The sequence below is a fragment of the Lactobacillus sp. MRS-253-APC-2B genome (assembly GCF_012843675.1).
In the GTDB taxonomy this organism is placed as follows: Bacteria; Bacillota; Bacilli; order Lactobacillales; family Lactobacillaceae; genus Limosilactobacillus; species Limosilactobacillus pulli.
In genome coordinates this window covers 51,440-78,418 of the sequence record NZ_JABAFO010000005.1, presented here as the reverse complement: position 1 = coordinate 78,418, position 26,979 = coordinate 51,440, and the positions used below count along the sequence as shown (strand labels likewise).

Annotated in this window: 24 protein-coding genes; 22 read left to right on the top strand and 2 right to left on the bottom strand. The window is 47.9% G+C overall.

Annotation, left to right across the window (positions count from 1 at the left end):
• Position 1 precedes the first annotated feature (1 nt).
• The gene (gene hdcC / locus HF864_RS04115) at positions 2 to 1,486 is read left to right on the top strand and encodes a histidine-histamine antiporter (RefSeq protein ID WP_169461821.1); all 1,485 of its coding nucleotides are present in this window, start codon (positions 2 to 4) and stop codon (positions 1,484 to 1,486) included.
• Between the two features lie 48 nt (positions 1,487 to 1,534).
• On the opposite strand, the gene trpS is transcribed toward hdcC, so the two are convergent.
• Positions 1,535 to 2,560 (bottom strand): tryptophan--tRNA ligase, encoded by a 1,026-nt coding sequence (gene trpS / locus HF864_RS04110; RefSeq protein WP_169461820.1) that lies wholly within the window; start codon positions 2,558 to 2,560, stop codon positions 1,535 to 1,537.
• 249 nt (positions 2,561 to 2,809) lie between these two features.
• The gene (tyrS, locus tag HF864_RS04105) at positions 2,810 to 4,066 is read right to left on the bottom strand and encodes a tyrosine--tRNA ligase (protein WP_169461819.1); all 1,257 of its coding nucleotides are present in this window, start codon (positions 4,064 to 4,066) and stop codon (positions 2,810 to 2,812) included.
• 580 nt (positions 4,067 to 4,646) lie between these two features.
• On the opposite strand from tyrS, the gene HF864_RS04100 reads away from it, so the two are divergent.
• From HF864_RS04100 to rfbA, 21 genes are all read left to right on the top strand, one after another.
• Positions 4,647 to 6,062 (top strand): ABC transporter substrate-binding protein/permease, encoded by a 1,416-nt coding sequence (locus tag HF864_RS04100; protein ID WP_169461858.1) that lies wholly within the window; start codon positions 4,647 to 4,649, stop codon positions 6,060 to 6,062.
• A 1-nt stretch (position 6,063) separates the two neighbouring features.
• A complete protein-coding gene (locus tag HF864_RS04095) occupies positions 6,064 to 6,807 on the top strand; it encodes an amino acid ABC transporter ATP-binding protein (protein ID WP_169461818.1) in 744 nt (247 codons plus the stop codon).
• A gap of 331 nt (positions 6,808 to 7,138) precedes the next feature.
• Positions 7,139 to 8,503 (top strand): amino acid permease, encoded by a 1,365-nt coding sequence (locus HF864_RS04090; RefSeq protein ID WP_169461817.1) that lies wholly within the window; start codon positions 7,139 to 7,141, stop codon positions 8,501 to 8,503.
• A gap of 599 nt (positions 8,504 to 9,102) precedes the next feature.
• Entirely contained in the window at positions 9,103 to 10,512 is a 1,410-nt protein-coding gene (locus HF864_RS04085; RefSeq protein WP_169461816.1) for a basic amino acid/polyamine antiporter, read from the top strand.
• Between the two features lie 11 nt (positions 10,513 to 10,523).
• Positions 10,524 to 11,645, top strand: coding sequence for an aminotransferase (locus HF864_RS04080; RefSeq protein ID WP_169461815.1), 1,122 nt, complete (start codon positions 10,524 to 10,526; stop codon positions 11,643 to 11,645).
• A gap of 495 nt (positions 11,646 to 12,140) precedes the next feature.
• The gene (locus HF864_RS04075) at positions 12,141 to 13,343 is read left to right on the top strand and encodes a nucleoside transporter C-terminal domain-containing protein (RefSeq protein WP_033934598.1); all 1,203 of its coding nucleotides are present in this window, start codon (positions 12,141 to 12,143) and stop codon (positions 13,341 to 13,343) included.
• Positions 13,344 to 13,480: 137 nt separating this feature from the next.
• Entirely contained in the window at positions 13,481 to 14,401 is a 921-nt protein-coding gene (gene rihC, locus HF864_RS04070; RefSeq protein WP_169461814.1) for a ribonucleoside hydrolase RihC, read from the top strand.
• Between the two features lie 272 nt (positions 14,402 to 14,673).
• Positions 14,674 to 15,399 carry a 16S rRNA (guanine(527)-N(7))-methyltransferase RsmG gene (gene rsmG, locus HF864_RS04065; protein WP_169461813.1) on the top strand — a complete coding sequence of 242 codons (726 nt, stop codon included), beginning with the start codon at positions 14,674 to 14,676 and terminating at the stop codon, positions 15,397 to 15,399.
• Positions 15,400 to 15,423: 24 nt separating this feature from the next.
• Positions 15,424 to 16,371, top strand: coding sequence for a nucleoid occlusion protein (locus HF864_RS04060; RefSeq protein ID WP_169461812.1), 948 nt, complete (start codon positions 15,424 to 15,426; stop codon positions 16,369 to 16,371).
• A gap of 17 nt (positions 16,372 to 16,388) precedes the next feature.
• Positions 16,389 to 17,264: a ParB/RepB/Spo0J family partition protein gene (locus HF864_RS04055; protein WP_169461811.1), complete on the top strand. Its 876-nt coding sequence runs from the start codon at positions 16,389 to 16,391 to the stop codon at positions 17,262 to 17,264.
• 15 nt (positions 17,265 to 17,279) lie between these two features.
• Entirely contained in the window at positions 17,280 to 17,477 is a 198-nt protein-coding gene (locus HF864_RS04050) for a DUF951 domain-containing protein (protein ID WP_169461810.1), read from the top strand.
• A gap of 22 nt (positions 17,478 to 17,499) precedes the next feature.
• Positions 17,500 to 18,597, top strand: coding sequence for a redox-regulated ATPase YchF (gene ychF, locus HF864_RS04045; protein ID WP_169461809.1), 1,098 nt, complete (start codon positions 17,500 to 17,502; stop codon positions 18,595 to 18,597).
• A gap of 34 nt (positions 18,598 to 18,631) precedes the next feature.
• Positions 18,632 to 19,408 (top strand): DUF1129 domain-containing protein, encoded by a 777-nt coding sequence (locus HF864_RS04040; protein WP_169461808.1) that lies wholly within the window; start codon positions 18,632 to 18,634, stop codon positions 19,406 to 19,408.
• A gap of 225 nt (positions 19,409 to 19,633) precedes the next feature.
• Positions 19,634 to 20,782 (top strand): IMP dehydrogenase, encoded by a 1,149-nt coding sequence (locus HF864_RS04035; RefSeq protein ID WP_169461807.1) that lies wholly within the window; start codon positions 19,634 to 19,636, stop codon positions 20,780 to 20,782.
• Positions 20,783 to 21,037: 255 nt separating this feature from the next.
• Complete coding sequence (locus HF864_RS04030; RefSeq protein ID WP_169461806.1) at positions 21,038 to 21,646, top strand: hypothetical protein; 609 nt, start codon at positions 21,038 to 21,040, stop codon at positions 21,644 to 21,646.
• A 250-nt stretch (positions 21,647 to 21,896) separates the two neighbouring features.
• Positions 21,897 to 22,907: an LCP family protein gene (locus HF864_RS04025; protein WP_169461805.1), complete on the top strand. Its 1,011-nt coding sequence runs from the start codon at positions 21,897 to 21,899 to the stop codon at positions 22,905 to 22,907.
• A gap of 12 nt (positions 22,908 to 22,919) precedes the next feature.
• Positions 22,920 to 23,777 (top strand): Wzz/FepE/Etk N-terminal domain-containing protein, encoded by an 858-nt coding sequence (locus HF864_RS04020; protein WP_169461804.1) that lies wholly within the window; start codon positions 22,920 to 22,922, stop codon positions 23,775 to 23,777.
• A 12-nt stretch (positions 23,778 to 23,789) separates the two neighbouring features.
• Entirely contained in the window at positions 23,790 to 24,548 is a 759-nt protein-coding gene (locus tag HF864_RS04015) for a CpsD/CapB family tyrosine-protein kinase (RefSeq protein ID WP_169461803.1), read from the top strand.
• Positions 24,549 to 24,578: 30 nt separating this feature from the next.
• Positions 24,579 to 25,349, top strand: a complete 771-nt coding sequence (locus tag HF864_RS04010) for a CpsB/CapC family capsule biosynthesis tyrosine phosphatase (protein ID WP_169461802.1) — start codon at positions 24,579 to 24,581, stop codon at positions 25,347 to 25,349.
• An 81-nt stretch (positions 25,350 to 25,430) separates the two neighbouring features.
• Positions 25,431 to 26,087 carry a sugar transferase gene (locus HF864_RS04005; RefSeq protein ID WP_240936873.1) on the top strand — a complete coding sequence of 219 codons (657 nt, stop codon included), beginning with the start codon at positions 25,431 to 25,433 and terminating at the stop codon, positions 26,085 to 26,087.
• A 22-nt stretch (positions 26,088 to 26,109) separates the two neighbouring features.
• Complete coding sequence (gene rfbA, locus HF864_RS04000; RefSeq protein ID WP_169461801.1) at positions 26,110 to 26,979, top strand: glucose-1-phosphate thymidylyltransferase RfbA; 870 nt, start codon at positions 26,110 to 26,112, stop codon at positions 26,977 to 26,979.

Below are 26,979 nucleotides of genomic sequence, written 5' to 3'. Positions count from 1 at the left end.
AATGACGAATTCAAAGGTACGGGATAATCAGTTAAGCTTTGCCGGGCTGGTCGCAATCTGTGTCAGTGCCATGATTGGTTCGGCGATTTTTGATCTGCCCAAAAACATGGCGACGGTTGCGGGGGCAACAGCGCAGATTCTGGCCTGGATTACGACAGGGATTGGCATGTGGCTGATTGCTGAGGTCTTTATGATTCTAAGTGCCGTAAAGCCTGATTTGACGGCCGGTATGTATGATTATGGCGTCGAAGGATTTGGACCATTTGTCGGTTTTTTGACGGCTTGGGGGTATTTTGTGTCCAACTGTGCGACCAATGCAGCGTTCGCGGTATTGGTCATGAATACGCTCAACTACTTTTTCCCTGGTACGTTTGCCGGTGGCAACAATTGGCCATCGATGATCGGGGCCTCGCTTTTGACTTGGGGGATGACGGTGCTGACGTTAAAAGGCACTAAATCTTCCAACCGGATGCAAAAAATTGCCATGATTTTCTTAATGATCGTAATCACCGTCTTGATCATATCCTTAATGGGCAACTTCAGCTGGGAGAAATTCACGACTGACATGCAAGCCAACGTGGTGATGCCATCCGTGCACAATCTGAATCTGGGCAGTGTATCTCAGCAGACGCTGGCCACGATGATGGTTACGCTGTGGATGTTCAGCGGGATTGAGGGAGCAGCAGTCATGGCGGGCCGTGCCAAGAAGCGTAGCCAGGTCAGAATGGCAACGATGGTCGGGTTCTTGATCTGCATTACGATTGATATTTTGATCAGCCTGCTGTCGCTGGGGGTATTCTCATATGGTCAGTTGATGCATCTGGCCTCGCCTTCAACGGCTGCGATTCTGACCAGCATCTGGCATAACGTCTGGGGCCGCAACATCATCAGTCTGACCTTGATCTTAACGGTGCTGGCCAGCTGGATCTCTTGGCTGGAAATGATTTGTGAGCTGCCACAGCATGCCGCTAAACAAGATGGTACCTTCCCAAAGGCGTTTGCCAAGACCAATGCCAATGATCAGCCAGTGTTTGCTATTTTGGTAGCAACCATTACGATTCAAGCGATTATTCTGATGGCACATTATGATGGTCAAGCTTATGAAAAACTGCTTTTAATCAGTGCTGCGACAACGATTCCACCATACCTGGTTGCTGAGGCCTACTTGTTTAAGATCGCGCTGCATCGCGAATACGGCGGCAAGCACAACCCTAAGCGGGGGATGATTGTTGCGGGCCTGGCCTTTGTCTACACAATGCTGATGGGAATTTCGGCGGGGCTGAAATACACGGTCGCCGAATTCATCGTTTATTTAATTGGGATGCCGATGTATCTGTATGCTCGTCGTCAGCATGGTCAACAAATCTTTACGCATGCGGAAAAGATTTTGGCTGCCGTGATTATCGTGATTGCCGTTTTTGGCATCGATGTCTTGATGGGCTTGATCAAACAGCCGTTTATGACGCTGCTTTCACTGGGCCACTAAATGAGTATCAAAAAAGCTTTGCGCAAAATCTGCGCAAAGCTTTTTCAATTAGGCAAAGTAGTCCAGACCCATAGCGTGACGGACTTCAGCCAGCGTTTGGTTGGCTACTTCATTGGCATCGGCACAGCCTTGCTTGAGCATGTCGTAGACGGCAGGAATGTCCTTGGCAAACTCAGCGCGGCGCTCGCGAATTGGCTTGAGCTCGTTGTTTAAGACCTCAAACAAGTAGCGCTTGATCTTAACGTCGCCCAGGCCACCAGCTTGATATTGTTCCTTTAATTCCTGCACCTTTTCCTTATCGGGATCAAAGATGTCCAGGTAGGTGAAGACGACGTTGCCTTCAATATGGCCAGGATCCTCAACGTGAATGTGGGTTGGATCAGTATACATGGACATGACCTTCTTTTGCAGCGTCTTTTCGTCATCGCTTAAGTAGATGGCATTGCCCAAAGACTTGCTCATCTTGGCATTGCCGTCTAGACCAGGAATCCGTCCTTGCCCTTTTGGCGGGAAAATTCCCTTTGGCTCAACCAGAATGTCGCCATAGATATTATTGAATGAACGGACGATTTCCCGTGCCTGTTCCATCATTGGCTCCTGGTCATCGCCAACTGGTACCAGCTCACACTTAAATGCCGTGATATCAGCGGTTTGGCTGACAGGATAGGTTAAAAAGCCGGCCGGAATTGAACGGTTAAAGTTCTTCTGCTGAATCTCGGCCTTAACGGTTGGGTTGCGTTCCAGCCGTGATAACGTAACCAGGTTCAAGTAGTACATGTTGAGCTCGGATAAAGCAGGAATCTGTGATTGAATGTATATCGTTGACTTGGCTGGGTCCAGACCGACTGCCAGATAGTCTAAGGCGACTTGAATCAGACTGTTGTGGATTTTTTCGGGATCACGGGCATTGTCGGTCAAAGCCTGCTGATCGGCAATCATGATGAACATGTTGTAGTTGCCGCTGTTTTGCATTCGCACGCGTTCCTTTAGTGAGCCAACGTAATGGCCAATGTGCAGCTTACCGGTTGGCCGGTCGCCGCTTAAAACGACTTTTTTGCTGGGATCAAACTTCATAAGAAAAACTCCTTTCAGCACCAAAAAAGACCGCCCTCTCCAAATGAGAATAGGACGATCTTTACCGCGGTGCCACCTAATTTAGGGGAAATCCCCTCACTTAAATGCTTTGATTCAGTTGTTGGCACCGCTCCATTTCGCTTGGCCATGATCCCTCTCAGCAGTTGGAATCTCTCTGTCAGTGGTTTTGCTACTAACGCACGGTACATATTAGCTACATTATAACGCGAAAACCGTTGCTTGGGTCAACTACTTCTTGACCCGTGCCAGCCAGTAGCGCTTCTTACCTTTGCGGACGATCACGAACTTGCCGTCAAAGTGCGTGCCGGGATCGATTTCAGCATTCTCGTCCGTAATCTGCTCGCCATTGATGCGGATGGCGCCATTCTTGACGTCTTCGCGGGCCTGACGACGGGAAGGCTCAATCTTGGTGTCGTCAACCAGCCACAGGATAATGTTCTGTTTTTGGTCGGCAACCTCAACGGATGGCATGTTCTTGAAGCCTTGTTCGATTTCGTTGGCCGTTAAATCGGCAACGTTGCCGGAGAACAGGGCCTTAGTGATGCGTTCGGCTTCTTCAACGGCGTTTTCGCCATGGACGAACTTGGTAACTTCGCGTGCCAGCGTCTTTTGGGCCTCGCGCTTCCATGGCTCGGTTTTGACTTTTTCGGCCAGGGCATCGATTTCTTCCTTGCTCAGGAAAGTGAAGTACTTCAGGTATTTAACGACATCGCGGTCATCCTGGTTGATCCAGAATTGGTAGAACTCGTATGGTGTCGTCTTTTCTGGATCTAGCCAGACGGCACCGCCCGCCGTCTTGCCGAACTTGGTACCATCTGATTTAAGCATCAGCGGAATCGTCAGACCAAACGCTTTGGCATCAGGGCCTTCAATCTTATGGATCAGATCAATTCCGGAAGTAATGTTGCCCCATTGATCAGCACCGCCGATCTGCAGGTGTACATCGTTATGCCGGTACAGATGCAAAAAGTCGATTGACTGCAGAATCTGGTAGGTGAACTCGGTGTAGGAGATCCCAGCCTCCAATCGGCTGGAAACGACTTCCTTGTTCAGCATCGTGTTTACGCTGAACAGCTTGCCGTAGTCGCGCAGAAAGTCGATCATGCTCAGTTTGGACAGCCAGTCGTAGTTGTTGACGATGGTGAAGTTTTCCGTCCCGAACAGCTTGATCATCTGGTTGGTCAGGGCCTTAACGTTGTGCTCTAGCTGGGATTCCGTCTGCAGGGTCCGTTCGGTTTTGCGCCCGGATGGATCCCCAATCGCACCGGTCCCGCCCCCAATGATGATAACGGGATGGTGACCGGCCAGCTGGAATCGCTTCAGCATCATAAACGGAATCAAGTGGCCAATGTGCAGGCTGTCGCCAGTGGGGTCGGTGCCGCAGTAAAGGCCGATCTTTTCGTTTTCCGTCAGTTCGCGCAGGCCTTCTTCGTCAGTTACTTGATTGACGGCTCCCCGCCAGGTCAGTTCATCAATAATATTCATTTATATACCTCCAAAAAATACAATGAGGAACGAAAAAACGCCCCCGAACCGCTTTGGCTCAGGGACGAATTGCTCGTGGTACCACCCATCTTCGTGCATGACGCACCTCATTTGTTTCAGTTCGGCGACGTTGCTGCAAGACTGTAATTCGTCAAACGATCGTGCACCGGTTCTCAGCCTTGCCGGTTCTCTGTGAGCAGGGGATCGCTGCCTACTGAATTCTTGCGCGTCTTAGATAGCAGTATTTAAACATGAATTTGTGCAAAAAGTCAAGTCGCTTAAGAATGTTAAATCGACAGCGGTTTCAAAATTAAAAGTTAACAGGTGCCAAAAAACTGGTTAATTGAATTTTAGATTTACTTAATTAAGTTTTTTGAAATAGTTACATTCTTTAATTAATTATAGTGGCCTTACAATGTTAATTGTTCATGGTTTTGGCATGATTATATTTATTTTTATATTAAAAAGGTGATAAAGTATTCAGTACGCGAATATTAGTAAATGGTTAAAAAATAAGTAAAAAGGAGTGAGGAATTTGAAAAAGTCATGGTGGCAACGCACAATTATCAGCTGCGCGGTAATGCTGATGGCAACGTTCGCTGGATTATTTGTCAACAAGCAGGTGGCGCATGCCGAACAGACCTACACGATCGGGGTTGTCGACACCTTTGCTCCCTTTGAAATTCAAAACAAGCAAGGGACCTATACCGGTAAAAATCCCGGAATTGAGCCTGAAATGATTCGTATGATTGCCAAGCACGAGCATTTCAAGTATCAATACAAAATCATGAGCTTTAACGCCATTCTGCAAGCCATGCAGTCTGGACAGATCGATGCCGGTATGGGTGGGATGAGTGTTACCGACGAACGGAAGGCAACGATCGACTTTTCAACTTCCTACTATAAAGACGGGATCGTGATGGCGGTCGGCAAAAACAGCAAGATCACCAAGATGAGCCAGCTCAAGGGCAAGACGGTTGACGTTAAGTCTGGGGCTGCTGGTGCCTTGTACGCTGAATCCATCAAGGACAAGTACGGCTTTAAGATCAAGTACTTTACGACTTCTAATGCAATGTGGAATGACGTTAAGAGCGGTAACGGGGCGGCTACGTTTGATGACGGTCCGGTTCTGCAATACGGGATTCGCAATGGTATGCCTTTGAAGATCGTCACTAAGCAGATCAATGCCACGCCAATCGCAATTGGCTTTAAGAAAGGTCAGAACAAAGAACTGCAGGCCAAGATCAACGATGGGATCAAATGGATGCAAAAGACGGGCCGGATGCAAAAGCTGATTGACAAGTACACGAAAGGCAGCGGTACGAAGACTGAAAGCAGCAAGAACCGGACGATCTTCGGGCTGATCAGAAACAACCGCAAAGCCTTGCTGACCGGTCTTTGGGAAACGATTAAGCTGACGATCATTGGTTCACTGTGCGCTTTGGCGTTTGGTCTGGTATTAGGTGTTATGGGAATCGCGGAAGGCAAGTTCTGGAAGGGCCTTTCCAGCACGATTATCTACATCTTCCGTGGCATTCCAATGATGGTGCTGGCCTTCTTTATCTACATTGGGCTGCCAAACGTAATTGGTCAAAAGATTCCGCTGTTTACGGCTGGGGTCTTGACTTTGATGCTTGATGAAGGGGCCTATGTTGGTGCCATTGTCCGAGGTGGCTTTGAAGCCGTTGACGTTGGTCAGTGGGAAGCTGCCCGCAGTCTGGGTCTGCCATACTCCAAGGCGCTGGTTAAGGTTATCGCGCCGCAAGGACTGAAAATTATGGTGCCATCCTTGGTTAACCAATTGATCATCACGCTCAAGGATACTTCAATTCTTTCGGCAATTGGGGTCATGGAGCTGACGCAAACGGGGACGGTCATCATTGCCCGGAACATGGAAGGGTTCAAGATGTGGCTGATCATTGCCGTTATGTACATGATCATCATCACGCTGCTGACGTGGCTGTCGAATTACGTACAAAAGAGAATGGAGGCATAGCATGGACAAGCAATACAAGGTACAGGTCAAGGACCTTCACAAGAGCTATGGCGACAACGAGGTCTTAAAAGGAATCTCATTGGACGTTAAGCCAAGTGAGGTTGTCTGCATGATTGGGCCTTCTGGTTCGGGTAAGAGTACGTTTCTGCGCTGTCTGAACCGCTTGGAAGTGCCAAACAGCGGTCATATCTACATTGATGGCTACGACATTGCCGACCCGAAGACTGACATCAACCTGGTGCGCCAAAACATCGGGATGGTGTTCCAACACTTCAATCTGTTCCCTAACATGTCAGTGATCGATAACATCACGCTGGCACCAGTGGAACTCAAGAAGATGAGTAAAGAAGAAGCCCAAGAAGCGGCCCTGCATTATCTGGATATCGTTGGCTTAAAAGAAAAGGCCAATGTCAATCCACGGACGCTTTCTGGTGGACAAAAGCAGCGGGTGGCGATTGCCCGGGCGCTGGCGATGAAACCGGACGTGATGCTGTTTGACGAACCAACCAGTGCCCTTGACCCGGAAATGGTTGGTGACGTGCTGGGTGTTATGCAGAACCTGGCTAAAGAAGGGATGACGATGATCGTCGTTACCCACGAAATGGGCTTTGCCAAGCGGGTGGCTGATCGCGTGGTATTCTTCCATGACGGTAAGATTCGCGAAGACGGCACGCCAGAACAGATTTTTGAGCACCCACAGCACCCAGATACCCAGAATTTCCTTAACAAAGTGCTGAACGTATAGTGATTTGTTCGAGATTTCTTGATTTTGGGTTTGACAAACGTTATAAAATCGTTATAATGATTAGTAACTTTTAATTATTGGTCGATTTACAGAGACCCGCTGCCCAGCTGCAAGCACGGGATCGATCTTATGGCATCAACGTTGAAATAAAGGGTGGTTCCTCTATCGACTGCTAGAGCGGCAGGCATATAAGATGTCTGCAAGATGGGTGGAACCGCGTTGCAAAACGTCCCTGACACAAGTTAGTGTCAGGGACGTTTTTATTTTCAGCGAGATCTGCTCACCCCTGTACAGGAATGTTTGTCATTGAGAGTTTTACAGGAGAGAAAGTATGGATGAACAACAAGAACAAAAACTATCACGTGCGCTGAAAAGCCGTCATATCACGATGATTGCCATTGGTGGGGCAATCGGGACCGGGTTGTTCTTAGGCTCGGGTTCGGCAATTCACGCCGCGGGTCCTTCGATCATCTTGTCATATCTGATCGTTGGGATTTTCTGCTTCTTTATGATGCGTGCTTTGGGTGAATTGATCCTGGCCGATACCACCAAGCACTCTTTTATCGATTCGGTTAAAGAATACCTTGGGGACCGGATGGAATTTGTCGCCGGCTGGACTTATTGGTCATGCTGGCTGAGTCTGGCCATGGCCGATTTGACGGCTACTGGGATCTATCTGCGCTACTGGTTTCCAAACCTGCCACAGTGGATCGGGCCATTGGTGATCATCGTCTTATTGATGCTGGTCAACATGATCAACGTTGGTTTGTTTGGTGAAATGGAAAGCTGGTTTGCAATGATCAAGGTGATTGCTATTCTGGCTTTGATCGTTATCGGGCTGATTATGGTTTTCGTTCACTTCCCAGTCAAAGGTGCTGATCCGGCATCATTTACCAATCTGTGGTCGCACGGCGGGTTCTTCCCGAAAGGCATCCTTGGTTTTCTGATGAGTTTTCAAATGGTTGTCTTTGCCTTTGTCGGAATTGAAATGGTTGGGCTGACGGCTGGTGAAACCAAGGATCCTAATAGTGACATTCCGAAAGCCATCAACACGCTGCCAGTTCGGATCGGACTGTTTTATATCGGTTCAATGATTGCCATGATGTCCGTTTACCCATGGAACATGATTAAGACGACCTCCAGCCCATTTGTTCAGCTGTTTCAAGCGGTTGGGATTCCAGGGGCGGCTGCCATCTTGAACTTCGTGGTATTGACGGCTGCCATGTCTGCAACCAACAGTTCAATCTTTAGTACCAGCCGTTCGCTGTATGCTTTGGCAACTGGCCACAACGCACCGGCTAAATTTGCCAAATTAAGCAATCAGGCGGTGCCAAACAATGCTTTGCAGTTCTCGTCATTGATTTTATTTATCGTTGTTATCTTGAACTACATCATGCCAGCCGGAATCTTTAACATTGTTTCTGGGGTCTCAACGATCAACTTTGTCTTTGTCTGGCTGATCATTTTGTGGTGTCACATTGCTTACCGCAAAAAGCATCCTAAAGGTGTTGCTGCTTTTAACATGCCAGGATTCCCATTTACCAGCTGGCTGACGATCATTTTCTTTGTCGGCGTATTGGTTATCTTATTCTTTGTTAAGTCAACGCGGCTTCCGCTTTTGATCAGTTTTGTCTGGTTCATTGCTCTGTTTGTTGGCTATACGGTAATTGCTAAGCACAAGCAGGCTAAAGACTAAAAAGTTTTTATACCAAATTCAAAAGCTTGTTTAGATCGTTTGATTTAGACGAAAAATCTTTGATAATCGTATAATTAGAAAAGCGCTTCCATTGCCATAACGACGCGGCTTGAGTTGACTTTAGGATAGGGACAATTTATAATAAGAGTATGGAAGAAACCTCATCCGTTGCAAATTGTAAATGTATCCAGCAATCGCCTGTAACTGGGGCGATAGCAGCATAACACACCCCACATCACACAATATAAATTGAATTTCCTGAAGAAAGCTTGTTAACTAACTAAATCTAGTGGCCGTATCTAATGTACAACCTTATTTGAGAACGTCGACAATTGAAGTTGCATAAGATCTCTTGGCATAAAGAGACCGAATTAAGTAAGCAAGGTAAATAATCGAGTTTTGATATTTAGTATGGCAACGGCAAGCGCTTCTTCCCAAAAGACCTGGTGATCATCACTGGGTCTTTTATTTTGTTTAAGTGTAAGCGCTTGAGATTCAGCCCAGAAATCGGTAAACTGACATCAATCATCAGCAGCTGTTTGCCTAAATTTGATAATTTGTGCAGAATCTAGGCAAAGCTGTACTAAGGGGGGGACGCAATGGAAAATACAAAGACGATTGGCCGCTTTGAGCTGACGGCGTTGATTGTTGGGGCTACGATTGGCTCGGGAATCTTTGGCATCAGCAGCGATCTGGCCAATGCTGCCGCACCAGGACCGGCAATCTTAGGCTGGCTGATCGTGGGATTGGGTGTCTGGTGTCTGATTGCCTCGTTGAATCATCTTTTGGTCCGTCATCCTAAACAAGATGCTGGCATTTTTGCCTATGCGGGGCTGGTCTTTGGTCCGTTAGGCGAATTCATCTCGGGTTGGGCATACTGGCTGGCTTCTTGGCTGGGCAACCTGGCCTTTGCTACGATTGCAATGAGTGCGTTGGGGACGTTTTGGCCGGTTTTTAAGGGTGGTCAGAATCTGCCGTCAATTTTGCTGGCGATTTTATTAACGATCATTTTCACCGTAATTGTCAGCTACGGCGTTGAGACTACGGCACTGCTTAATTTATTGGGGACGATTGCCAAGTTGATCCCGCTTTTGATTTTTGTAGTTTTCGCTATTTTGGCATTTCACTGGCCGACGTTTATTCATAACTTTTGGGGCCTTGCCCAATCAAACGACAACCCGACGCTGAGCATCTATCATCAAGTTAAAAATTCACTGATGGTAATGATGTGGCTGTTTATGGGCGTTGAGAGTGCCTCGGTCATGGCCCACCGCGCCAAGCGTCATCATGATGCCGTAGCAGCTTCATTTGGTGGCTGGCTGATTTTATTGGTTGTCTATCTGTTGGTTTCATTATTGCCTTATGGGGTCATGACAAGATCACAGTTGGCTGGTGCTGCCCAACCTGCTATGGGCACGATTTTAAGTCAGCTGGTGGGACCATGGGGTGCGGCTTTAATCAGCACTGGTTTGATTATTTCAGTGCTGGTGGCCTGGCTTTCTTGGACCATGCTGCCAGCCGAGGCATTTTTGATGATGGAAAAAGATCAGGTCTTGCCGCGCGCGTTTGGCAGGCTTAATTCGCATCGTGCCCCAACATTTGGGCTTTGGGTCACGGCCATCGTACAGTGTCTGTTCTTGTTCTCACTGCTGTTTACGACTTATGCCTATCGTTTTGCCTATACACTGGGTACGGCAGCCGGCTTGATCGTTTACTTTTTCGTGGGGCTGGATCAGATTAAAGACAGTCTGCAAGAGCATGACTACGGACAATTGATGATTGGCATTTTGCTGACGATTTTTGAGCTGCTTTCACTAGCTTTGGCGGGTTGGCGACAAGTGATGGTATTGTCGTTGAGTCTGTTGCCAGGATTTTTGATCTATTGGCAGGCGCGCCGTTTGCATAAGCAGCGATTAACCAAAGGCGAGTGGCTGACAATGGCTTTAATCAGCATTCTGGCCGTTGTTTCATTGATTTTGATATTAAACAAGACGATTCCGATTGAATAGGAGGAAGGATTATGGTTGAGATTGCACCATTTGGCGTAGAAGCCTGGTTAAACAAGTGGGAAAAAAGCGCCCACTATGACATCTCGCAGAGCACGATTGCATCAATGACGATGGATGAGCTGATGAATCTGGACGGTCATCACGGCGCAGAATTTTATGAGATGCTTAATGCCCAAAAGATGAACTACGGCTGGATTGAAGGCTCCCCCAGCTTTAAGACCGAAGTTGCCAAGCTCTATCGCCACGTAGATCCGCACAATATTCTTCAGACCAATGGCGCAACGGGAGCCAATTTATTGGCACTGTATGCTCTGGTAGAGCCTGGTGACCATGTAATTGCCGAATACCCTTCCTATCAGCAGCTTTACGACATTCCAAAGTCGCTAGGGGCCGAGGTTGAATACTGGCACATTCATGAAGAAGCTGATTGGTATCCAGACATCAATGAGCTAAAAAAACTGCTACGGCCAGATACCAAGCTGATCTGTCTAAATAATGCCAACAATCCAACCGGGACCGTTTTGGATCGTGATTTTTTGCAAGAGGTCGTTGATTTGGCTAGCCAGGTAGGCGCCTACATTTTGGTTGATGAGGTCTATTTACCATTGGATCAGCCCGAAAAGTTCGTTTCCATCGTGGATCTGTATGATAAAGGAATCGCTACCAACTCACTTTCTAAGACGTATTCGGTACCGGGAATCAGAATCGGCTGGACGGCTACCAATGCCGCATTGGCCGAGCGTTTTCGTAAATATCGCGACTACACGATGATCTGCGGTGGGGTCTTTAACGATCTAATGGCCACCTATGTCCTGCGGCATAAAAAACAGGTGTTGGCACGCAATCGCAAGCTGGTTTTAGGTAATTTGAAGATCTATCAAGACTGGATTGAACATGAAGAACGGGCCAGCGTGGTGATACCACAAGCAGTCTCGACATCATTTCCCAAGCTGGACGTACCAGTTGATATTCACCAGTTCTGTGAGCAGCTACTGGCTGACCAGGGCGTATTGCTGGTGCCGGGGGACGCGTTTGATACGCCGAGACACGTCAGATTGGGCTACTGTGCGCCGCAGGCAACGCTAACAGAAGGGCTGAGACGACTTTCGCTTGCTTTGCATCAATACGACTGATAACGGACTTTGTTCAATTTCAAACGTTTGCATTTTTCACTAAGTGTTTGATTTTTTGCCAATCAGGATATTTTGACGTGGTATACTAAAGATCCTTGGCAGGGGCAGCGAGGCTGATCACTACTTAATTGTAAGTGGTTACAGCCTCGCTTTTCTTTTGGCTGGTTAAATGGTCTAGCAAACAACATATGAAACTTTAAACGTTTTACCGAGGAAATTAGAAAAAAGTTTGTGAAATTTAAATCACACTTCTTTAACATTTTTTAAAGTTTTGCCTTGATTTAAAACCTTTTACTTCCGAATAATGCTGGTAACGGTTTCATAGTTTCACAAAGTTGGCTAATGTATGCGGTTTACAGTTTTACAAAAGATGGGTATATTATTATGGCACGCAAGATTTCTTGGTTCGACTGCAATTATTCCGCTATTCTGAGATGCCAAGAAATTGCGATTGAGAAAAAGTTAGATTCAGTTTTTAAGAAAGGTGTTATATCCATGTATCTTGCAATTAACATTCTTGGGTTGCTTGTCTTCTTGGGTATCGGTTTTCTGTTCTCTAAGGACAAAAAAGCGATCAACTGGAAAGCAATTGCTATCATGATTGTATTGAACCTGGTCCTGGCCTGGTTCCTGACTGGTTCAGCTGCTGGTCGTGCCGGCGTTAAGGCCGCTGCCGACGGTTTTGCTTGGATCGTCAACATTTCTGCTAAGGGTACTGTTTTTGCCCTGGGTGCCTGGTACAATGTTAAGAACCTGAACTTCATCTGTTCTGCGTTGATGCCAATCCTGATGATCGTTCCACTGTTCGACATCTTGACTTACATCGGCTTCTTGCCATGGATCATCAAGTGGATCGGTAAAGGTCTGTCATTCATCACGGGTCAGCCAAAGTTCGAATCATTCTTTGCCGTTGAAATGATGTTCCTGGGTAACACGGAAGTTCTGGCCGTTTCCGGGATGCAAATCCGTAAGCTGACCAAGGCTCGTAACCTGACCATCGCCATGATGTCCATGAGCTGTGTTACGGCTTCGATCCTGGGTGCCTACATCCAAATGATGCCTGGTCAATTTATCCTGACTGCCGTTCCAATCAACATCGTTAACTCACTGATTGCTACCAGCCTGCTGAACCCAGTTACGGTTACTGAAGCAGAAGACACGATTGAAAAAGTTGGTAGTTCTGAAGATGGTAAGAAGGAACCATTCTTCAGCTTCCTGGGCGACTCCATCCTGGGTGCCGGTAAGCTGATCCTGATCATCGTTGCTAACGTTGTTGCCTTCGTTGCTCTGGCTGCTTTGATCGATGCCATCCTGGCTCTGTTCTGGAAGCAATTGTCTTTGGAAAGCATCCTGGGTGTCATCATGTTCCCATTTGCTTGGCTGCTGGGTCTGCCTGTTCACCAAGCATGGATGCTGTCACAAGACATGGGGATGAAGCTGGTTACGAACGAATTCGTTGTTATGGGTGAAGTTACGGGCAAGATTGCTTCCTACCCACACCACCTGCAAGCCGTTCTGACCACGTTCGTTACTTCCTTTGCCAACTTCGGTACGCTTGGTATGATCATTGGTTGTTTCAAGGGTATCGCCGACAAGGAAACCAACGACTACATCGCTCAAAACATTGGCTACCTGCTGCTGTCTGGTATCTTGGTATCACTGCTGTCTGCAGCCTTTGTTGGTCTGTTCGTTTGGTAAGATCTATGACTGCATGCGCCTAACGCGTTTTGCCAGTCAAAAGGGGGCTGGCCGTCCATTCCGGTTGGCCCTTTTGTTTCCCAGAAAAGTAAAAGCGCTTACTGACGCTTGATTGTAATTTTAAGGAGGAATTCCTGATGACGACTAAGATTATTATGGACACTGATCCTGGTATTGATGACGCAGCTGCTTTGACGATGGCAATCAACAGCCCAGAACTTGACTTGAAGCTGATCACGGCGGTTGCTGGTAACGTTTCAGTTGATAAGACGACGGCCAACGCCTTGAAGATCGTTAACTTCTTTGGCAAGCAAGGCGAGATTCCAGTTGCAGAAGGGGCCAAGGAACCTTTGATCAAGCCATTTGAAGACGCAGCGCGGATCCACGGTGCGTCTGGGATGGAAGGCTACGACTTTGGTAATGACTACGGTGCCCCAATTGAAAAGAGCGCCGTGCAAGCCCTGCGCGATGCCATCATGGCCGAAGACGAAATCACGCTGGTGCCAACTGGTTCCTACACCAACATTGCGCTGCTGTTCAAGGAATTCCCAGAAGTTAAGAGCCACATCAAGCAAATCGTTGCGATGGGTGGTTCCCTGACTGGCGGTAACATGACCAGCGTTGCCGAATTCAACGTCTTCACTGATCCTCACGCGGCTGAGATCATGTACAAGTCTGGCGTGCCAATCGTAACGGTTGGTCTGGACGTTACGCTCAAGGCCTTGCTGACGCAGGACAGTCTGAACGCCATCAAGGACATGAATGAAACTGGTAAGATGCTTTACGGTCTGATCAGCCACTACAACGACGTCAGCGCTGAAACTGGCGGTCACCCAATGCACGACGTCAACACGATCTTCTACCTGCTGCACCCAGAAGCATTTACGACCAAGGACGTTTGGATTGACATTCAAACTGATGGTCCTGCAATCGGTGCCATGGTTGGCGACATTCGTGGTGCCTACCATGACGGCAAGACTAACGCCAAGGTATGTGTTGACATCGACGCGGCTGCCTTTAACAAGTGGTTTGTTGAAGAAGTCAGCAAGATGCGCTAAAACCAAATAATCATCTGAAGGCTGACCAGTTTTCAGATCAAAAGCCGATTGATTCGCCAACCGCGATTCAACCGGCTTTTTGTGTATCTTGAACCAACGTTGAAAATGGTCCGTTACCGTTGCTGGATACGGGGCTGACAGCGGGTTTATCGAGCTAGCGCGACGGCATTTAAAAATCCGCTGGAAATCGTTGGAGTGCTTGAAACAATGGCTTTTTTGGGGTAAAGTAATGGAGTATGTGAAACATCTTCCTGTTTCACAAAGGAGGACTTATGACACCGGAAGAATTTCGACGGGCACTGCAGGATCACGGCATTGAACTGACTGATTCTCAGATGGCTCAATTTGCGACTTATTACGAGGATCTGGTGGCCACCAACGAACATGTCAATTTAACGGCCATCACGGATCAAAAAGAAGTTTATCTCAAGCACTTTTATGACTCACTGACCGGAGCCTTAGCTGAACCCCGGCTGCAGACTGAGGCTTTGACACTGTGTGATATTGGCGCAGGAGCAGGCTTTCCATCGCTGCCGCTTAAAATTGCTTTTCCGCAGTTAAAGATTACGATCGTGGACTCATTGAACAAGCGGATTAAATTCTTGGACGACTTAGTCAATAAGCTGGGGCTAAACGACGTCAACTTGATTCATGATCGGGCTGAGACCTTCAGTGCCAAAAAGAGCCCATATCGTGAAAGTTTTGATGTGGTGACGGCACGGGCCGTAGCCAGACTGTCGGTTTTAAGCGAACTGTGCCTGCCAGCAGTCAAGGTCGGCGGCGAGTTTATCGCTTATAAGGCCAGTGCTGCTAAAGACGAGCTGCAAAAGGGCGGTAAGGCAGTCAAAGCATTGGGCGGTCAGGTTGATCATACGACTAAGCTGACGCTGCCTGGTACGGATGAGGAACGCAACTTGATCGTAATTGAAAAAGTTGCCGCCACGCCGAAAAAATACCCTCGGCGCCCAGGGTTACCCAACAAGCAGCCAATTGAGTAGATGAGTAGAAAAGAGGACTGAAACATGGCATTTTCACTGTTTGGCCTTGGCAAGCACCAAGCCGCCAGCGAAACCAAAAATCAAGTCGTTGAGATTCCGGTTGCTGCCATCGTGCCCAACCAGTATCAGCCCCGCAAGGTTTTTGATCAGACCGAGATTCAGGAGCTGGCCCAGACGATCAGTGAGCACGGTCTGCTGCAGCCTATCGTAGTGCGCGAGTTTCGCCCAGGCGAATACGAGATTATTGCCGGCGAGCGGCGGTTCAGAGCCGTTAAGCTGCTGGAGTGGGAAAAGATTCCGGCAATCGTTGAAAAAATGAGTGATGCTGAATCGGCTTCCTTGGCGCTGATCGAAAATCTGCAGCGCGCTCAATTGAGTCCGGTAGAAGAAGCCCAGGCCTATAAGCAATTGATGGAATTCAACAACCTGACTCAAGCAGCCCTGGCCAAGGGAATGGGTAAGAGTCAATCGTTCGTGGCCAATAAGCTGCGGCTTTTAAAACTGATCAAACCCGTCCAAAATGCAATTTTAGATGGTCGCATCACTGAACGGCATGGTCGCGCCTTGCTGGGATTAGACGAAGATCAGCAGCGCACGCTTTTGATGGAGATCGTCAACCAGCACTGGAACGTTCGTGAAACCGAAGATGCCGTGGCTAGACTCTTGGGTAAGCCAACCAGTGCCGAAAAAGCTGCTCAACAGGCTCTTGAGCAGGCAGCTGAAGCTAGTGATGCTGCTGAACCGGCTCAAGCTTCATCTGAACCGGCAAAGCAGACTGCTAAGACGCCAGCTAAAAAAACGCGGGCCAAGAAAAAACAGCCTAAATCGATCAAGGTCAATGATCCACGCATTGCCGTCAACACCATCAAGCATTCCATCAAGCTGGTTAAAGACAGCGGCGTGGCAGCCAAGGTCAGTGAAAAAGATACTGAGGATTCATACGAGATTACCATTCGCATTCCGAAGCACTAAGGGAGGACTAGCGATACATGGCAAAAAAACACAGCTTTAGTCTCGCGGCGCTGTTTGGCGATAACGATGCCAAGCAAGGCCAAGAACAAAGCGTAGAAGAAATTGAACTAACGGCGATTCGGCCTAATCCATATCAGCCGCGGCGTACCTTTGATGAGGCCGCCTTGCAGGAACTGGCCGCTTCGATTAAAGAATCAGGCGTCTTTCAGCCGATTATTTTGCGTCAGCCAGATGAAAACCTAACGCGCTACGAGATTATTGCCGGTGAGCGACGCTTTCGGGCTTCCAAGCTGGCAGGTAAGACGACGATTCCAGCCATAGTCCGGACGATGAGCGACTCACAGATGATGGAAGTTGCCGTTTTGGAGAACTTGCAGCGCGAGGATCTAACACCGCTAGAAGAAGCTCAGGCCTATCAATCGCTGATGGATCGCCTGCAGCTGACCCAGGCTCAGGTAGCAGAAAAACTGGGCAAGAGCCGGCCTTATATCGCCAACTATCTGCGACTGCTGGGGCTGCCTCAGCCGGTCAAGGACATGTTGGAAGATCACCGTCTGTCAATGGGGCAGGCCCGGACGCTGTTGGGGCTAAAAAATGAACAGGCGTTAGTTAAGCTGGCGCAGCGCGCGGTTAAGGAAAATCTGACCGTGCGGCAGCTTGAACAGCTGGTGGCCGAACAAAATCAAACCGTCAAGCCTGCTAGGCCGGCGAAGAAAAAGGCGACTGCCAAAAAGCCAGCCTACGTTCGTGAAGCTGAAGAACAGCTGCAGAGCCGCTTTGGCACCAAGGTTGTAATGACGGCTAATAAACGAGGCGGCAAAGTCGAGATTCCATATGCCTCGGATGACGACCTGACGCGGATTTTGGAGCTTTTGGGAGTCAAGTTTGACTAGAGAGGAGCGATTTGAATGAAGACCTATGAGCTAAACGACATCGTGCAGATGAAAAAACAGCACCCATGCGGCACGAATCGCTGGCAGATTATCCGGACGGGAATTGACGTTAAGCTGCAGTGTACGGGCTGTGGCCATATCGTCATGATGTCACGGCAAAACTTTGAAAAGCATCTAAAAAAGGTGCTGGAACACGCCGAAAACGAAGACTAAGTAAAAAGGAGCAATTAATTTCATGTCTTTAACTGCAGGTATTGTTGGATTGCCAAACGTCGGCAAGTCCACGCTGTTTAACGCTATTACCAAGGCCGGTGCCGAAATGGCCAACTACCCATTTGCCACGATTGAACCCAACGTGGGGATGGTGGAAGTGCCAGACAAGCGCCTGGAACGGATTCAAGAACTGATTCCCGCAAAAAAGATCGTGCCAACCACGTTTGAGTTCACCGACATTGCCGGGATCGTCAAGGGTGCCTCTAAGGGTGAAGGTCTGGGTAACCAATTTTTGGAAAACATTCGCCAAACCGATGCGATCGTCCATGTCGTGCGGGCATTTGACGACACGGACATCACCAGTGTCTCGGGTAAGGTTGATCCAATTGAAGATATCGATACGATCAATCTGGAATTGGTCATGGCTGACTTGGATGCCGTCAACAAGCGTTTGGCTAAGGTTCAACGGGCTGCCAAGGGTCGTGACAAGGATGCCTTGGCTGAATTGGAAGTCTTAAACAAGATCAAGCCAGTATTGGAAAACGGTCAAAGCGTTCGTTCGATCGAATTTAACGATCAAGAACAAAAAATCGTTAAGGGGCTGTTCTTGTTAACCAGCAAGCCAGTGCTTTACGTAGCCAACATTGCCGAAGAAGACATGGCAGATCCGGATGCCAACAAGTACATGGATGCCATCAAAGAACACGTTAAAGGCGATGGTGAGGTTATCGGGGTTGCGGCAGCAGCTGAAGAACAGATCGCCGAAATGGATGAAGAAGAAAAGGCTGACTTCCTGGAAATGGAAGGCGTTGAAGAACCCGGCTTAAACCGGCTGATTCGCGCGGCCTACAAGCTGTTGGGACTGGAAACCTTCTTTACGGCTGGTGGTCCCGAAACGCGGGCTTGGACCTTTAAGAAGGGTACCAAAGCTCCACAGGCTGCCGGTATCATTCACTCTGACTTTGAGCGCGGCTTTATTCGGGCCGAAGTCATGAGCTTTGCCGACTTAGACGAGCTGGGCAGTGCGCAGGCCGTTAAGGAAGCCGGCAAATTGCGCTTGGAAGGTAAGGAATACGTCATGCAGGACGGCGACATCGTTGAGTTCCGCTTCAACGTCTAATCATTGAATCATTAAACTAGAGAGGAAGAACATCTTGGCTGAATCAAAAGAACAACAACCACGTAATGCCGCTGCCGGCCAGCGACAAAAAGAATATGCCAAAGACCAACGTCAAGAAACAGCACGGGCCTTTACGCAATATAATCTGACGCGCAAAAACGAAGAATTTATGTTTCAACTAAACAAGCAGCTGGACGCTCAAGGAGCCGACCCGGCCAAGAAGCCAGCCATGCTTGAAGAAACGATCAAAGCTTTGCAAGAAGGCCAAAAGTCTGGTCAAACCGCCCGTGGCTTATTTGGTACGCCAACGCAGCGGGCCCACGCTCTGCTGCATCCAGAACCAACGGAAAAGGCACAGACGCAAACCTCATTAAAGCTGATGGCCCTGGATAACGGGATCATGTTCTTTGCCATCTTTACCTTTATGTTCGGGCTGATGGACTGGATCTCGCCACAAGCAATGAAGGTAGCCCACAATGGTAACATGGGGATCACCTCAATTATTCTGGTGGCTATTACCGGTGGGATTCTGTTTGGCTGGATTGCTAAGTACATGCTGCCGGTCAAAAACGCCGAGGGCAAGTACGTCAAGCGGCCATTATGGGCCCGGATCGTTACGGTAGTCAGCGGTCTGGTAATGTGGATTCTGATCTACATTCTGACGGCTATGATGCCAAACAGCGTCAACCCACGCCTGAATCAATGGTTCTACCTGATCTTGGGTGTGGCTGCCTTTGCAATCGACATTTGGCTGCGGGGTCGCTACCACATTACCAGTGCCTTTTCACCACGCCGTCAGCAACGGCAATAAAAATCAGCATCGCGGTTCCACGTGAAACGCGGTGCTTTTTTAAATCGTCAGAATTTATCGTCGACAGATTTGTGATTTGGTCCTAAAACAGTGATTAAAAGGTGTTAAATCCGAACGATCTGAAAAATATTATTAGAATTATGTTAGAATCACGATTATTCGTTGACCAATCGTTAAAAACCTAGTAAGGTAGTAGCTAATATTTAAAGAAGGAAGTGCAGATTGATGTCGAATTGGGATACTAAGTTTGCCAAGAAAGGCTTAACGTTTGATGATGTGCTGTTGATTCCAGCGGAAAGTCATGTCTTGCCAAATGAAGTCGATTTGAGTACGCAGCTGGCAAAGAATATTAAACTGAACCTGCCATTTATCAGTGCCGGGATGGACACCGTTACTGAAAGCTCAATGGCGATTGCGATGGCCTTGCAAGGTGGGATGGGTGTTATTCACAAGAATATGTCCATCGATGCTCAAGCCGGCGAAGTAGCCACGGTTAAAGGCGTTGAACTGCCTGCCAACTCCAACTTCAACCGGGCCGCAGTTGACGAAAAAGGTCATCTGCTGGTCGCCGCTGCCGTTGGAGTTACGTCTGACACCTTCCAACGTGCTGAAGCGCTGCTGAAGGCTGGTACTGACGCGATCGTTATCGACACGGCCCATGGTCACTCGGCTGGGGTGCTGCGCAAGATTGCCGAAATTCGCGAACACTTCCCAGAAGCAACGCTGATTGCTGGTAACGTAGCAACTGGAGAAGGTACCAAGGCGCTGTTTGACGCCGGCGTTGACGTTGTTAAAGTCGGCATCGGCCCTGGCTCTATCTGCACGACGCGGGTGGTTGCCGGTGTTGGTGTACCACAGATTACGGCGATTTATGACGCTGCTTCAGTGGCTCATGAATACGGTAAGGCCATCATTGCCGATGGTGGGATCAAGTACTCTGGTGACATCGTAAAGGCCCTGGCTGCTGGTGGTAACGCCGTTATGTTGGGTAGTATGTTTGCTGGTACGACGGAAGCCCCTGGTCAAGTCTTTGAAGAAAACGGCAAGAAGTACAAGGGCTACCGTGGGATGGGCTCAGTTGCTGCCATGGCTCAATCACATGGCTCTTCTGACCGTTACTTCCAAGGTGGGGTCAACGAAGCCAACAAGCTGGTTCCAGAAGGTATCGAAGCCCGAGTTGAATACAAGGGCGACGTTGCTGACGTGATCTTCCAAATGGTCGGCGGTCTGCGCTCTGGGATGGGCTACGTTGGTGCCAAGGACATCCAAACCTTGATCGACAACGCTCAATTCGTACAAATCACGAACGCCGGTCTGCGTGAATCACACCCACACGACGTTCAAATTACCAAGGCTGCTCCTAACTACAAATAAGCAGTTCAGATTATAAAAAGCGCTGAGTCAGTGATAACCGGCGCTTTTTTTTACTGTCTTAAATACTATGCTTTAGTGATGATGTGGCAGGCCAGGACGATATAATTGCTTGCGGTGAACGGTTGCTTTAGAATTTTGGCAATACGCGGCCTAACTTACATACCGATTGTTTCAGTTATCTGAATCAGTCAAAAAATATCTGATAATATGGTAGGATATTAATTAGTAAAACTTCAAAAAAGTAAGAATATAATAATGAAGAAACTGTTCATTTTGTTGATGATTTTAGCCGCAATTTGTTTTGTTGCCGTATGGATTTACCAGACCCGGCGCTTAAAACGAAATGCCCAAGCATCAATCAGCAAAGGACAGGTAGTGATGAACTGGGGACTGATCATTCTGTTTGTAATTGGCCTGGTTGGCACATTTACAGCACCAGACGGCAAAACAACCGGTACGGTGCAGCATCAATCAGCAACCGAACATGCCTCAACCAAGATCAGCAAGGCTCAGTCCAGTTCTACGACTGCCAAGGCGGCTTCTTCGACTGCCAGCAGTTCACAGTCTGGTTCATCATCTTCATCATCCAGTTCATCGAGTTCCAGCAGTCAGCTACAGGTTGATTTTCCGACCGATGTTTCATTAAATAAGACTGGAGACGCGACCGTCAGCTTTAAGGCACCAGCTAATACCCAGTTTGAAATCAAGGACAGTAATAACAACGTGGTGACGACCTTAAACGGCAACGCACAAGGCGCTGATCAGACCTATAACTTTAAAAAGCCGGGTAAGTACCACGTTACTGCGCATAACGGCGACCAAACCATTGATAAAGACTTAACAGTGCGTGGAATTAGTCAATAATCTATGAAAATTTTATCCAATAAATTTATTTAATAAAATTATTTATAAATTATAAATAATCCGTACGTGGAGCGGTAATGTAATGCATCTGTGCATATAAAACAATAAATGAAAAGTTTAATAAATAAGGCGTTAATCCCTGATATAGCAGTATATAAGGGGGTTGGCGCCTTGATTTTTGGGGGCTGAGCATAGATAATTTTAAGGTATGTAGATGTAAAAATTTTTTTAAAAATGGGACTATGTAAATATGAATGAAGAATCGAATCAAAATCAACCAGTGCACCATTCGCACCACCATCACCACCATCATCATCACCATCGTCGGAAACGATTAGGTTTGAAGATTTTGTGGTCATTTATTGGACTTTTGGTGATTCTCGCTTTGATTTTCGCGGGGGTTGCCTGGCGAAACGTCCACGTTGCTACAGATAATATGTATAGCGAATCAGGCGCCAAGACGTACCGAAATGCTGACAAGGTCCTCAAACAGGGCAAGCCGATCAATATCCTGCTCTTGGGTACCGATACGGGAGCATTGGGCCGCGACTATAAAGGGCGAACGGATACGATCATGATGATGACGCTCAATCCGCAAAAAAAGACGACTACGATTGTCAGCCTGCCACGGGATATGAAGGTTAATCTGCCTGGCTACGCGGAATATTCACCGGCTAAGATCAACGCGGCCTATACATATGGTGGGGTTAAAGAAACCATCAATACTGTTCAAAAATACTTTAACGTGCCAATTGACTACTATGTAATGGTCAATATGGGCGGCATGGAAAAAGCCATCAATCAAGTTGGCGGCGTCAGCGTGACTTCGCCATTGACGTTTGACTATGAAGGCTACAGCTTTAAAAAGGGCCAGACGTACCACATGAATGGTGCCAAAGCCCTGGCCTTCAGTCGGATGCGCTATGATGATCCGCAAGGCGACTATGGCCGCCAAGAACGCCAGCGCCTGGTCATCACGGCTTTAGTGAAGGAAGCTGCCTCATATAAGTCAGTGCTCAACCAAAAATTCTTAAATTCAATTGCTGATCAGTCCAAGACTAATCTGACGTTCAGCGACATGGCAACGTTAGCCATGAAGTATCGCAAGGCCAATGGCAAAGTGGTTTCTGACCACGCGCAGGGCCATGGCGACAGTGAAGGCGGCGAGTCGTTTGAAATCGTGCCAACCAGCGAAATGCAGCGCGTGTCGGATGAGATTCGCGATGCCCTGCAGCTTAAACACGTCAGCGTGACTGATTAAAGGAGGAAAAAAGTGGAAAACAGCAGCAACAATACGATCGATTTGCGACGCCTGTTCAATCTGTGCCGTAAACATCTGAAGTTTTTGATTACCTGTACGATTGTTTTGGCTTTGGCCGGCTTTATCGTTTCAAAATTTATTATGACGCCGAAGTACACGGCGACTACGCAATTATTGGTTAATCAAAAACACGATAATGATGCCAATGGTCAAGCCTATGCCAACCAGCAGGCCGACGTTCAAATGATCAACACCTATAAGGACATCATTACCAGCCCAGTGATCTTGAAAGAAACCAAAAAAGAACTGGCCAACCCAGTTAAGGTCATTCGCAAGGCCCAGCCAGCTAAGTACAAGACGCTGGCCGATGGGACCAAGCGGCTGGTTAGCGCGGCCAAACCAGCGAAGGTGGAACACACTGGTCAAGGCTACAGTATGACGACCAGCCAGCTGTCAGACGCAATCACGATCAAGACGCAGACCAACTCACAGGTATTCTCCGTCAGCGTGGAAACCGATAATCCTAAGAAGTCGGCAGCGGCCGCCAATACGATTGCGCAGGTCTTTAAAAACAGAATCAAGAAGATCATGAACGTCAACAATGTCACGATCGTCGCACGGGCCACAACGCCAAATAAGCCATCATCGCCTAACGTTAAGCTGTTTACGCTGGCGGGGGCTGTTTTGGGCCTCCTGCTCAGCTTTATGATCGTCTTGATGCGGGATCTGATGGATACCAGTGTTCGAGACAACGACTTTATGGTTGATGAATTGGGCTTGACGAATTTGGGAACGATCACGCACATCAACTTGGATGACGGTTTCTCAATCAAGCGGCGTTCACAAAACACGCAGACGCGTCGAGTCTAAAGGAGGGTTATGATGGGGATATTCAAACGCAAGTCGCGAGTTGACAATAGTACGATGAAAAACGGCGCTAAGCTGATCACGGTGGCTAAGCCTAAGAGCGTGGCCGCGGAACAGTTTCGGACCGTGCGAACCAACATTCACTTCATGGCCGTGGACCGCAGCTTAAAGACGATTGCTTTTACCTCCGCTAACATCAGTGAAGGGAAAAGTACCGTCGCGGCCAACCTGGCGATTGTCTGGGCACAAGAAGGCAAGAGCGTACTGCTGATTGACGCCGACATGCGCCGCCCAACGCTGTACTCGACTTTTGATCTAACCGGTCAAGAAGGATTGTCAACGGTCTTGAGCAGTGATCAGGCAGAAGTCAACTTGAACGCTGTGATTCAGGAAAGCGGCATTGAAGGACTAGACCTGCTGCCAAGCGGGGCGGTACCGCCAAATCCAGCCGAACTGTTGAGCTCACAACGGATGAAGGTGCTTTTGGAAGCCGTGCAGGCCCAATACGACCTGGTCGTATTAGACGTGCCGCCAATGCTGGAAGTTACCGATACGCAAACGATCGCGGGCAGCGTGGACGGCGTGGTTCTAGTCGTTCGCCAAGGTGTCACGCAAAAAGCCGGTGTGCGGCGGGCCGTTGAGTTATTGAAGATGAGTCAAGCGCATCTATTAGGCTACGTTATGAATGACGTCGTACCAGAAGATGACGCCGGCTACGGTTATGGCTATGGCTACGGTTATGGCTATGGCTATGAAAAGGAATCGGAAAACTAGTCGTATTAAAAGCAGGAAGGGTGAATCAGGATGGTTTTAGTCGATCTACATTGTCACTTGTTGCCAGGCGTGGATGATGGTTCACCGGACCTCGCGACTTCTTTAAAACTGGCTCAAGACGCGGTTAATGATGGCGTAACGCATGCATTATTGACGCCGCATCATATGAATGGGCACTATCTCAATCATAAAGCCGATGTACTGCAGCTGACGGCAGATTTTCAACAAGCCTTGAAGGAAAAGGATATTCCATTAACGGTTTTTCCGGGTCAAGAAGTTCGGATTAATGGCGAGCTATTGGAAGCCTTGCGTAAAGACGATATTTTGTTCGCGGATGAAGGCGGGCGCTACATGCTGCTGGAGTTTCCCAGCCAAGAAGTGCCGCAGTACGCGAAGGAAATGGTTTTTAAGCTGCGGCAGCAAGGTATCGTGCCGATTATCGTCCACCCCGAACGGAATGCCGAGCTGCTGGAACATCCGGAAAGACTGCAGCCGTTTTTGGAACAGGGATGTCTGACCCAATTGACGTCCAGCAGCTATCTGGGCCGGTTCGGCAAAAAGATTGAAAAGGTGACGACCAGTATGATCAAGGCCGGGCAGGGAGCCATCTTTGCCTCCGACGCGCATGCCTTGAGTCATCGCGAATATGAGCTCAGCGAAGCGTTGCAGAAACTGCGTGGCGAATTTGGTGCTGAGCTGGCCGATACATATGAACAAAACGCGCGCGACATTATTAATGGGGATCAGGTTAATTTAGATTGGCAGCCGCTGCCTAAAAAGAAACGTTTTTGGTTCTTTTAGTTAAGAAAATTAGGCGGGGGGGGGGTAACCTCGCCCCTCTTTTCGACTAAAGAGGATGATTAAGGGAGGAGGAATCGTGTAATGATGGCAACAAAAACTAAAGCATATGTCAATCAACAGCGCGTAAAAAAGCGGCTGTTTTATCGAGTCTGTAAACGCGGCTTTGATTTGATTGCCAGCTTGCTTGCCTTAGTGCTACTTTCGCCATTGTTTTTAGTGATTGCATTGCGGATCAAGCTTGAAGATGGTGGTCCAGTATTTTATTCACAGACTCGGCTTGGCAAAAACGAAAAGCCATTTAAGATGTACAAATTTCGGTCAATGGTACAGAATGCCGATCAGATTAAACAACAGCTGCTCGACCAGAATGAGGTTGAAGGTGCGATGTTTAAGATGAAGGAAGATCCTCGGGTTACTAAAACCGGCAAATGGATCCGTAAATACAGCTTAGACGAACTGCCACAATTGGTTAACGTCCTCGTGGGGGATATGAGTCTGGTTGGGCCACGACCACCGCTACCAAGCGAGGTCGCTGAATATACTGATTATGATAAGCAGCGATTGTTGGTTACGCCGGGTTGTACGGGACTTTGGCAGGCAACGGTTCGCAATAAGGCCAGTTTTGATGAAATGGTCAGTTTAGATATTGAATACATAAATAAAGCCAGTTTTTGGTATGACGGCTGGATTATCTTTATGACGGTTAAAATTATGATCTTTCCTAATAGTGCATATTAGGAGTTAGGAGAATACATAGATAATGAAAGGTATTATTTTAGCCGGGGGTAGCGGCACACGGCTCTACCCAATTACCCGTGGTATTTCTAAGCAATTGATTCCGGTTTATGATAAGCCGATGATTTATTATCCATTGTCAACTTTGATGTTGGCAGGGATTCGTGAGGTTTTGGTAATTTCAACGCCAGAATATTTGCCGTTGTTTGAAGAATTGTTGGGGGACGGTTCAGAAATTGGAATGAGCTTTTCCTATCAAATACAGGAACATCCAAATGGCTTGGCCGAAGCATTTATTTTAGGTGAAGATTTTATTGGCAATGATTCAGTTGCATTGGTTTTAGGCGACAACATCTACTATGGCTCGGGACTTTCCAAGCTGGTTCAAAATGCCGCGCGAAAAGAGAGTGGGGCAACGGTGTTTGGCTACCATGTCAATGACCCCAAACGTTTTGGCGTCGTTGAGTTTGATGAAAATATGCATGCCCTCTCATTGGAAGAAAAACCAAAACAGCCTAAGAGCAATTATGCAGTGACTGGGCTTTACTTCTATGATAATGATGTCGTTGAGATTGCTAAGCATATTCAACCATCGGCACGAGGAGAATTAGAAATCACTGATGTCAATAAAGAGTACTTAAAACGTGACCAGCTGGACGTGCAGTTGATGGGTCGCGGCTATGCTTGGCTTGATACTGGCACGCACGACTCAATGCTGGAAGCAGCCAATTTTATCGCCACGATTGAGAAACGGCAAAATCTGAAGGTTGCGGCAATTGAAGAAATTGCCTACCGGATGGGATACATTAATAAAGAACAACTGATTCGACTGGCACAGCCATTAAAGAAAAACGACTATGGTCAGTACTTATTGCGTTTGGCAGAGGAGAAATAG

What these genes read in the sequence shown, in the direction of transcription:
- hdcC (WP_169461821.1), top strand. Translation starts at nt 2, where the DNA reads ATGACGAATTCAAAGGTACGGGATAATCAGTTAAGCTTTGCCGGGCTG.
- trpS (WP_169461820.1), bottom strand. Translation starts at nt 2,560, where the DNA reads ATGAAGTTTGATCCCAGCAAAAAAGTCGTTTTAAGCGGCGACCGGCCA.
- tyrS (WP_169461819.1), bottom strand. Translation starts at nt 4,066, where the DNA reads ATGAATATTATTGATGAACTGACCTGGCGGGGAGCCGTCAATCAAGTA.
- HF864_RS04100 (WP_169461858.1), top strand. Translation starts at nt 4,647, where the DNA reads ATGCTGATGGCAACGTTCGCTGGATTATTTGTCAACAAGCAGGTGGCG.
- HF864_RS04095 (WP_169461818.1), top strand. Translation starts at nt 6,064, where the DNA reads ATGGACAAGCAATACAAGGTACAGGTCAAGGACCTTCACAAGAGCTAT.
- HF864_RS04090 (WP_169461817.1), top strand. Translation starts at nt 7,139, where the DNA reads ATGGATGAACAACAAGAACAAAAACTATCACGTGCGCTGAAAAGCCGT.
- HF864_RS04085 (WP_169461816.1), top strand. Translation starts at nt 9,103, where the DNA reads ATGGAAAATACAAAGACGATTGGCCGCTTTGAGCTGACGGCGTTGATT.
- HF864_RS04080 (WP_169461815.1), top strand. Translation starts at nt 10,524, where the DNA reads ATGGTTGAGATTGCACCATTTGGCGTAGAAGCCTGGTTAAACAAGTGG.
- HF864_RS04075 (WP_033934598.1), top strand. Translation starts at nt 12,141, where the DNA reads ATGTATCTTGCAATTAACATTCTTGGGTTGCTTGTCTTCTTGGGTATC.
- rihC (WP_169461814.1), top strand. Translation starts at nt 13,481, where the DNA reads ATGACGACTAAGATTATTATGGACACTGATCCTGGTATTGATGACGCA.
- rsmG (WP_169461813.1), top strand. Translation starts at nt 14,674, where the DNA reads ATGACACCGGAAGAATTTCGACGGGCACTGCAGGATCACGGCATTGAA.
- HF864_RS04060 (WP_169461812.1), top strand. Translation starts at nt 15,424, where the DNA reads ATGGCATTTTCACTGTTTGGCCTTGGCAAGCACCAAGCCGCCAGCGAA.
- HF864_RS04055 (WP_169461811.1), top strand. Translation starts at nt 16,389, where the DNA reads ATGGCAAAAAAACACAGCTTTAGTCTCGCGGCGCTGTTTGGCGATAAC.
- HF864_RS04050 (WP_169461810.1), top strand. Translation starts at nt 17,280, where the DNA reads ATGAAGACCTATGAGCTAAACGACATCGTGCAGATGAAAAAACAGCAC.
- ychF (WP_169461809.1), top strand. Translation starts at nt 17,500, where the DNA reads ATGTCTTTAACTGCAGGTATTGTTGGATTGCCAAACGTCGGCAAGTCC.
- HF864_RS04035 (WP_169461807.1), top strand. Translation starts at nt 19,634, where the DNA reads ATGTCGAATTGGGATACTAAGTTTGCCAAGAAAGGCTTAACGTTTGAT.
- HF864_RS04030 (WP_169461806.1), top strand. Translation starts at nt 21,038, where the DNA reads ATGAAGAAACTGTTCATTTTGTTGATGATTTTAGCCGCAATTTGTTTT.
- HF864_RS04025 (WP_169461805.1), top strand. Translation starts at nt 21,897, where the DNA reads ATGAATGAAGAATCGAATCAAAATCAACCAGTGCACCATTCGCACCAC.
- HF864_RS04015 (WP_169461803.1), top strand. Translation starts at nt 23,790, where the DNA reads ATGGGGATATTCAAACGCAAGTCGCGAGTTGACAATAGTACGATGAAA.
- HF864_RS04010 (WP_169461802.1), top strand. Translation starts at nt 24,579, where the DNA reads ATGGTTTTAGTCGATCTACATTGTCACTTGTTGCCAGGCGTGGATGAT.
- HF864_RS04005 (WP_240936873.1), top strand. Translation starts at nt 25,431, where the DNA reads ATGATGGCAACAAAAACTAAAGCATATGTCAATCAACAGCGCGTAAAA.
- rfbA (WP_169461801.1), top strand. Translation starts at nt 26,110, where the DNA reads ATGAAAGGTATTATTTTAGCCGGGGGTAGCGGCACACGGCTCTACCCA.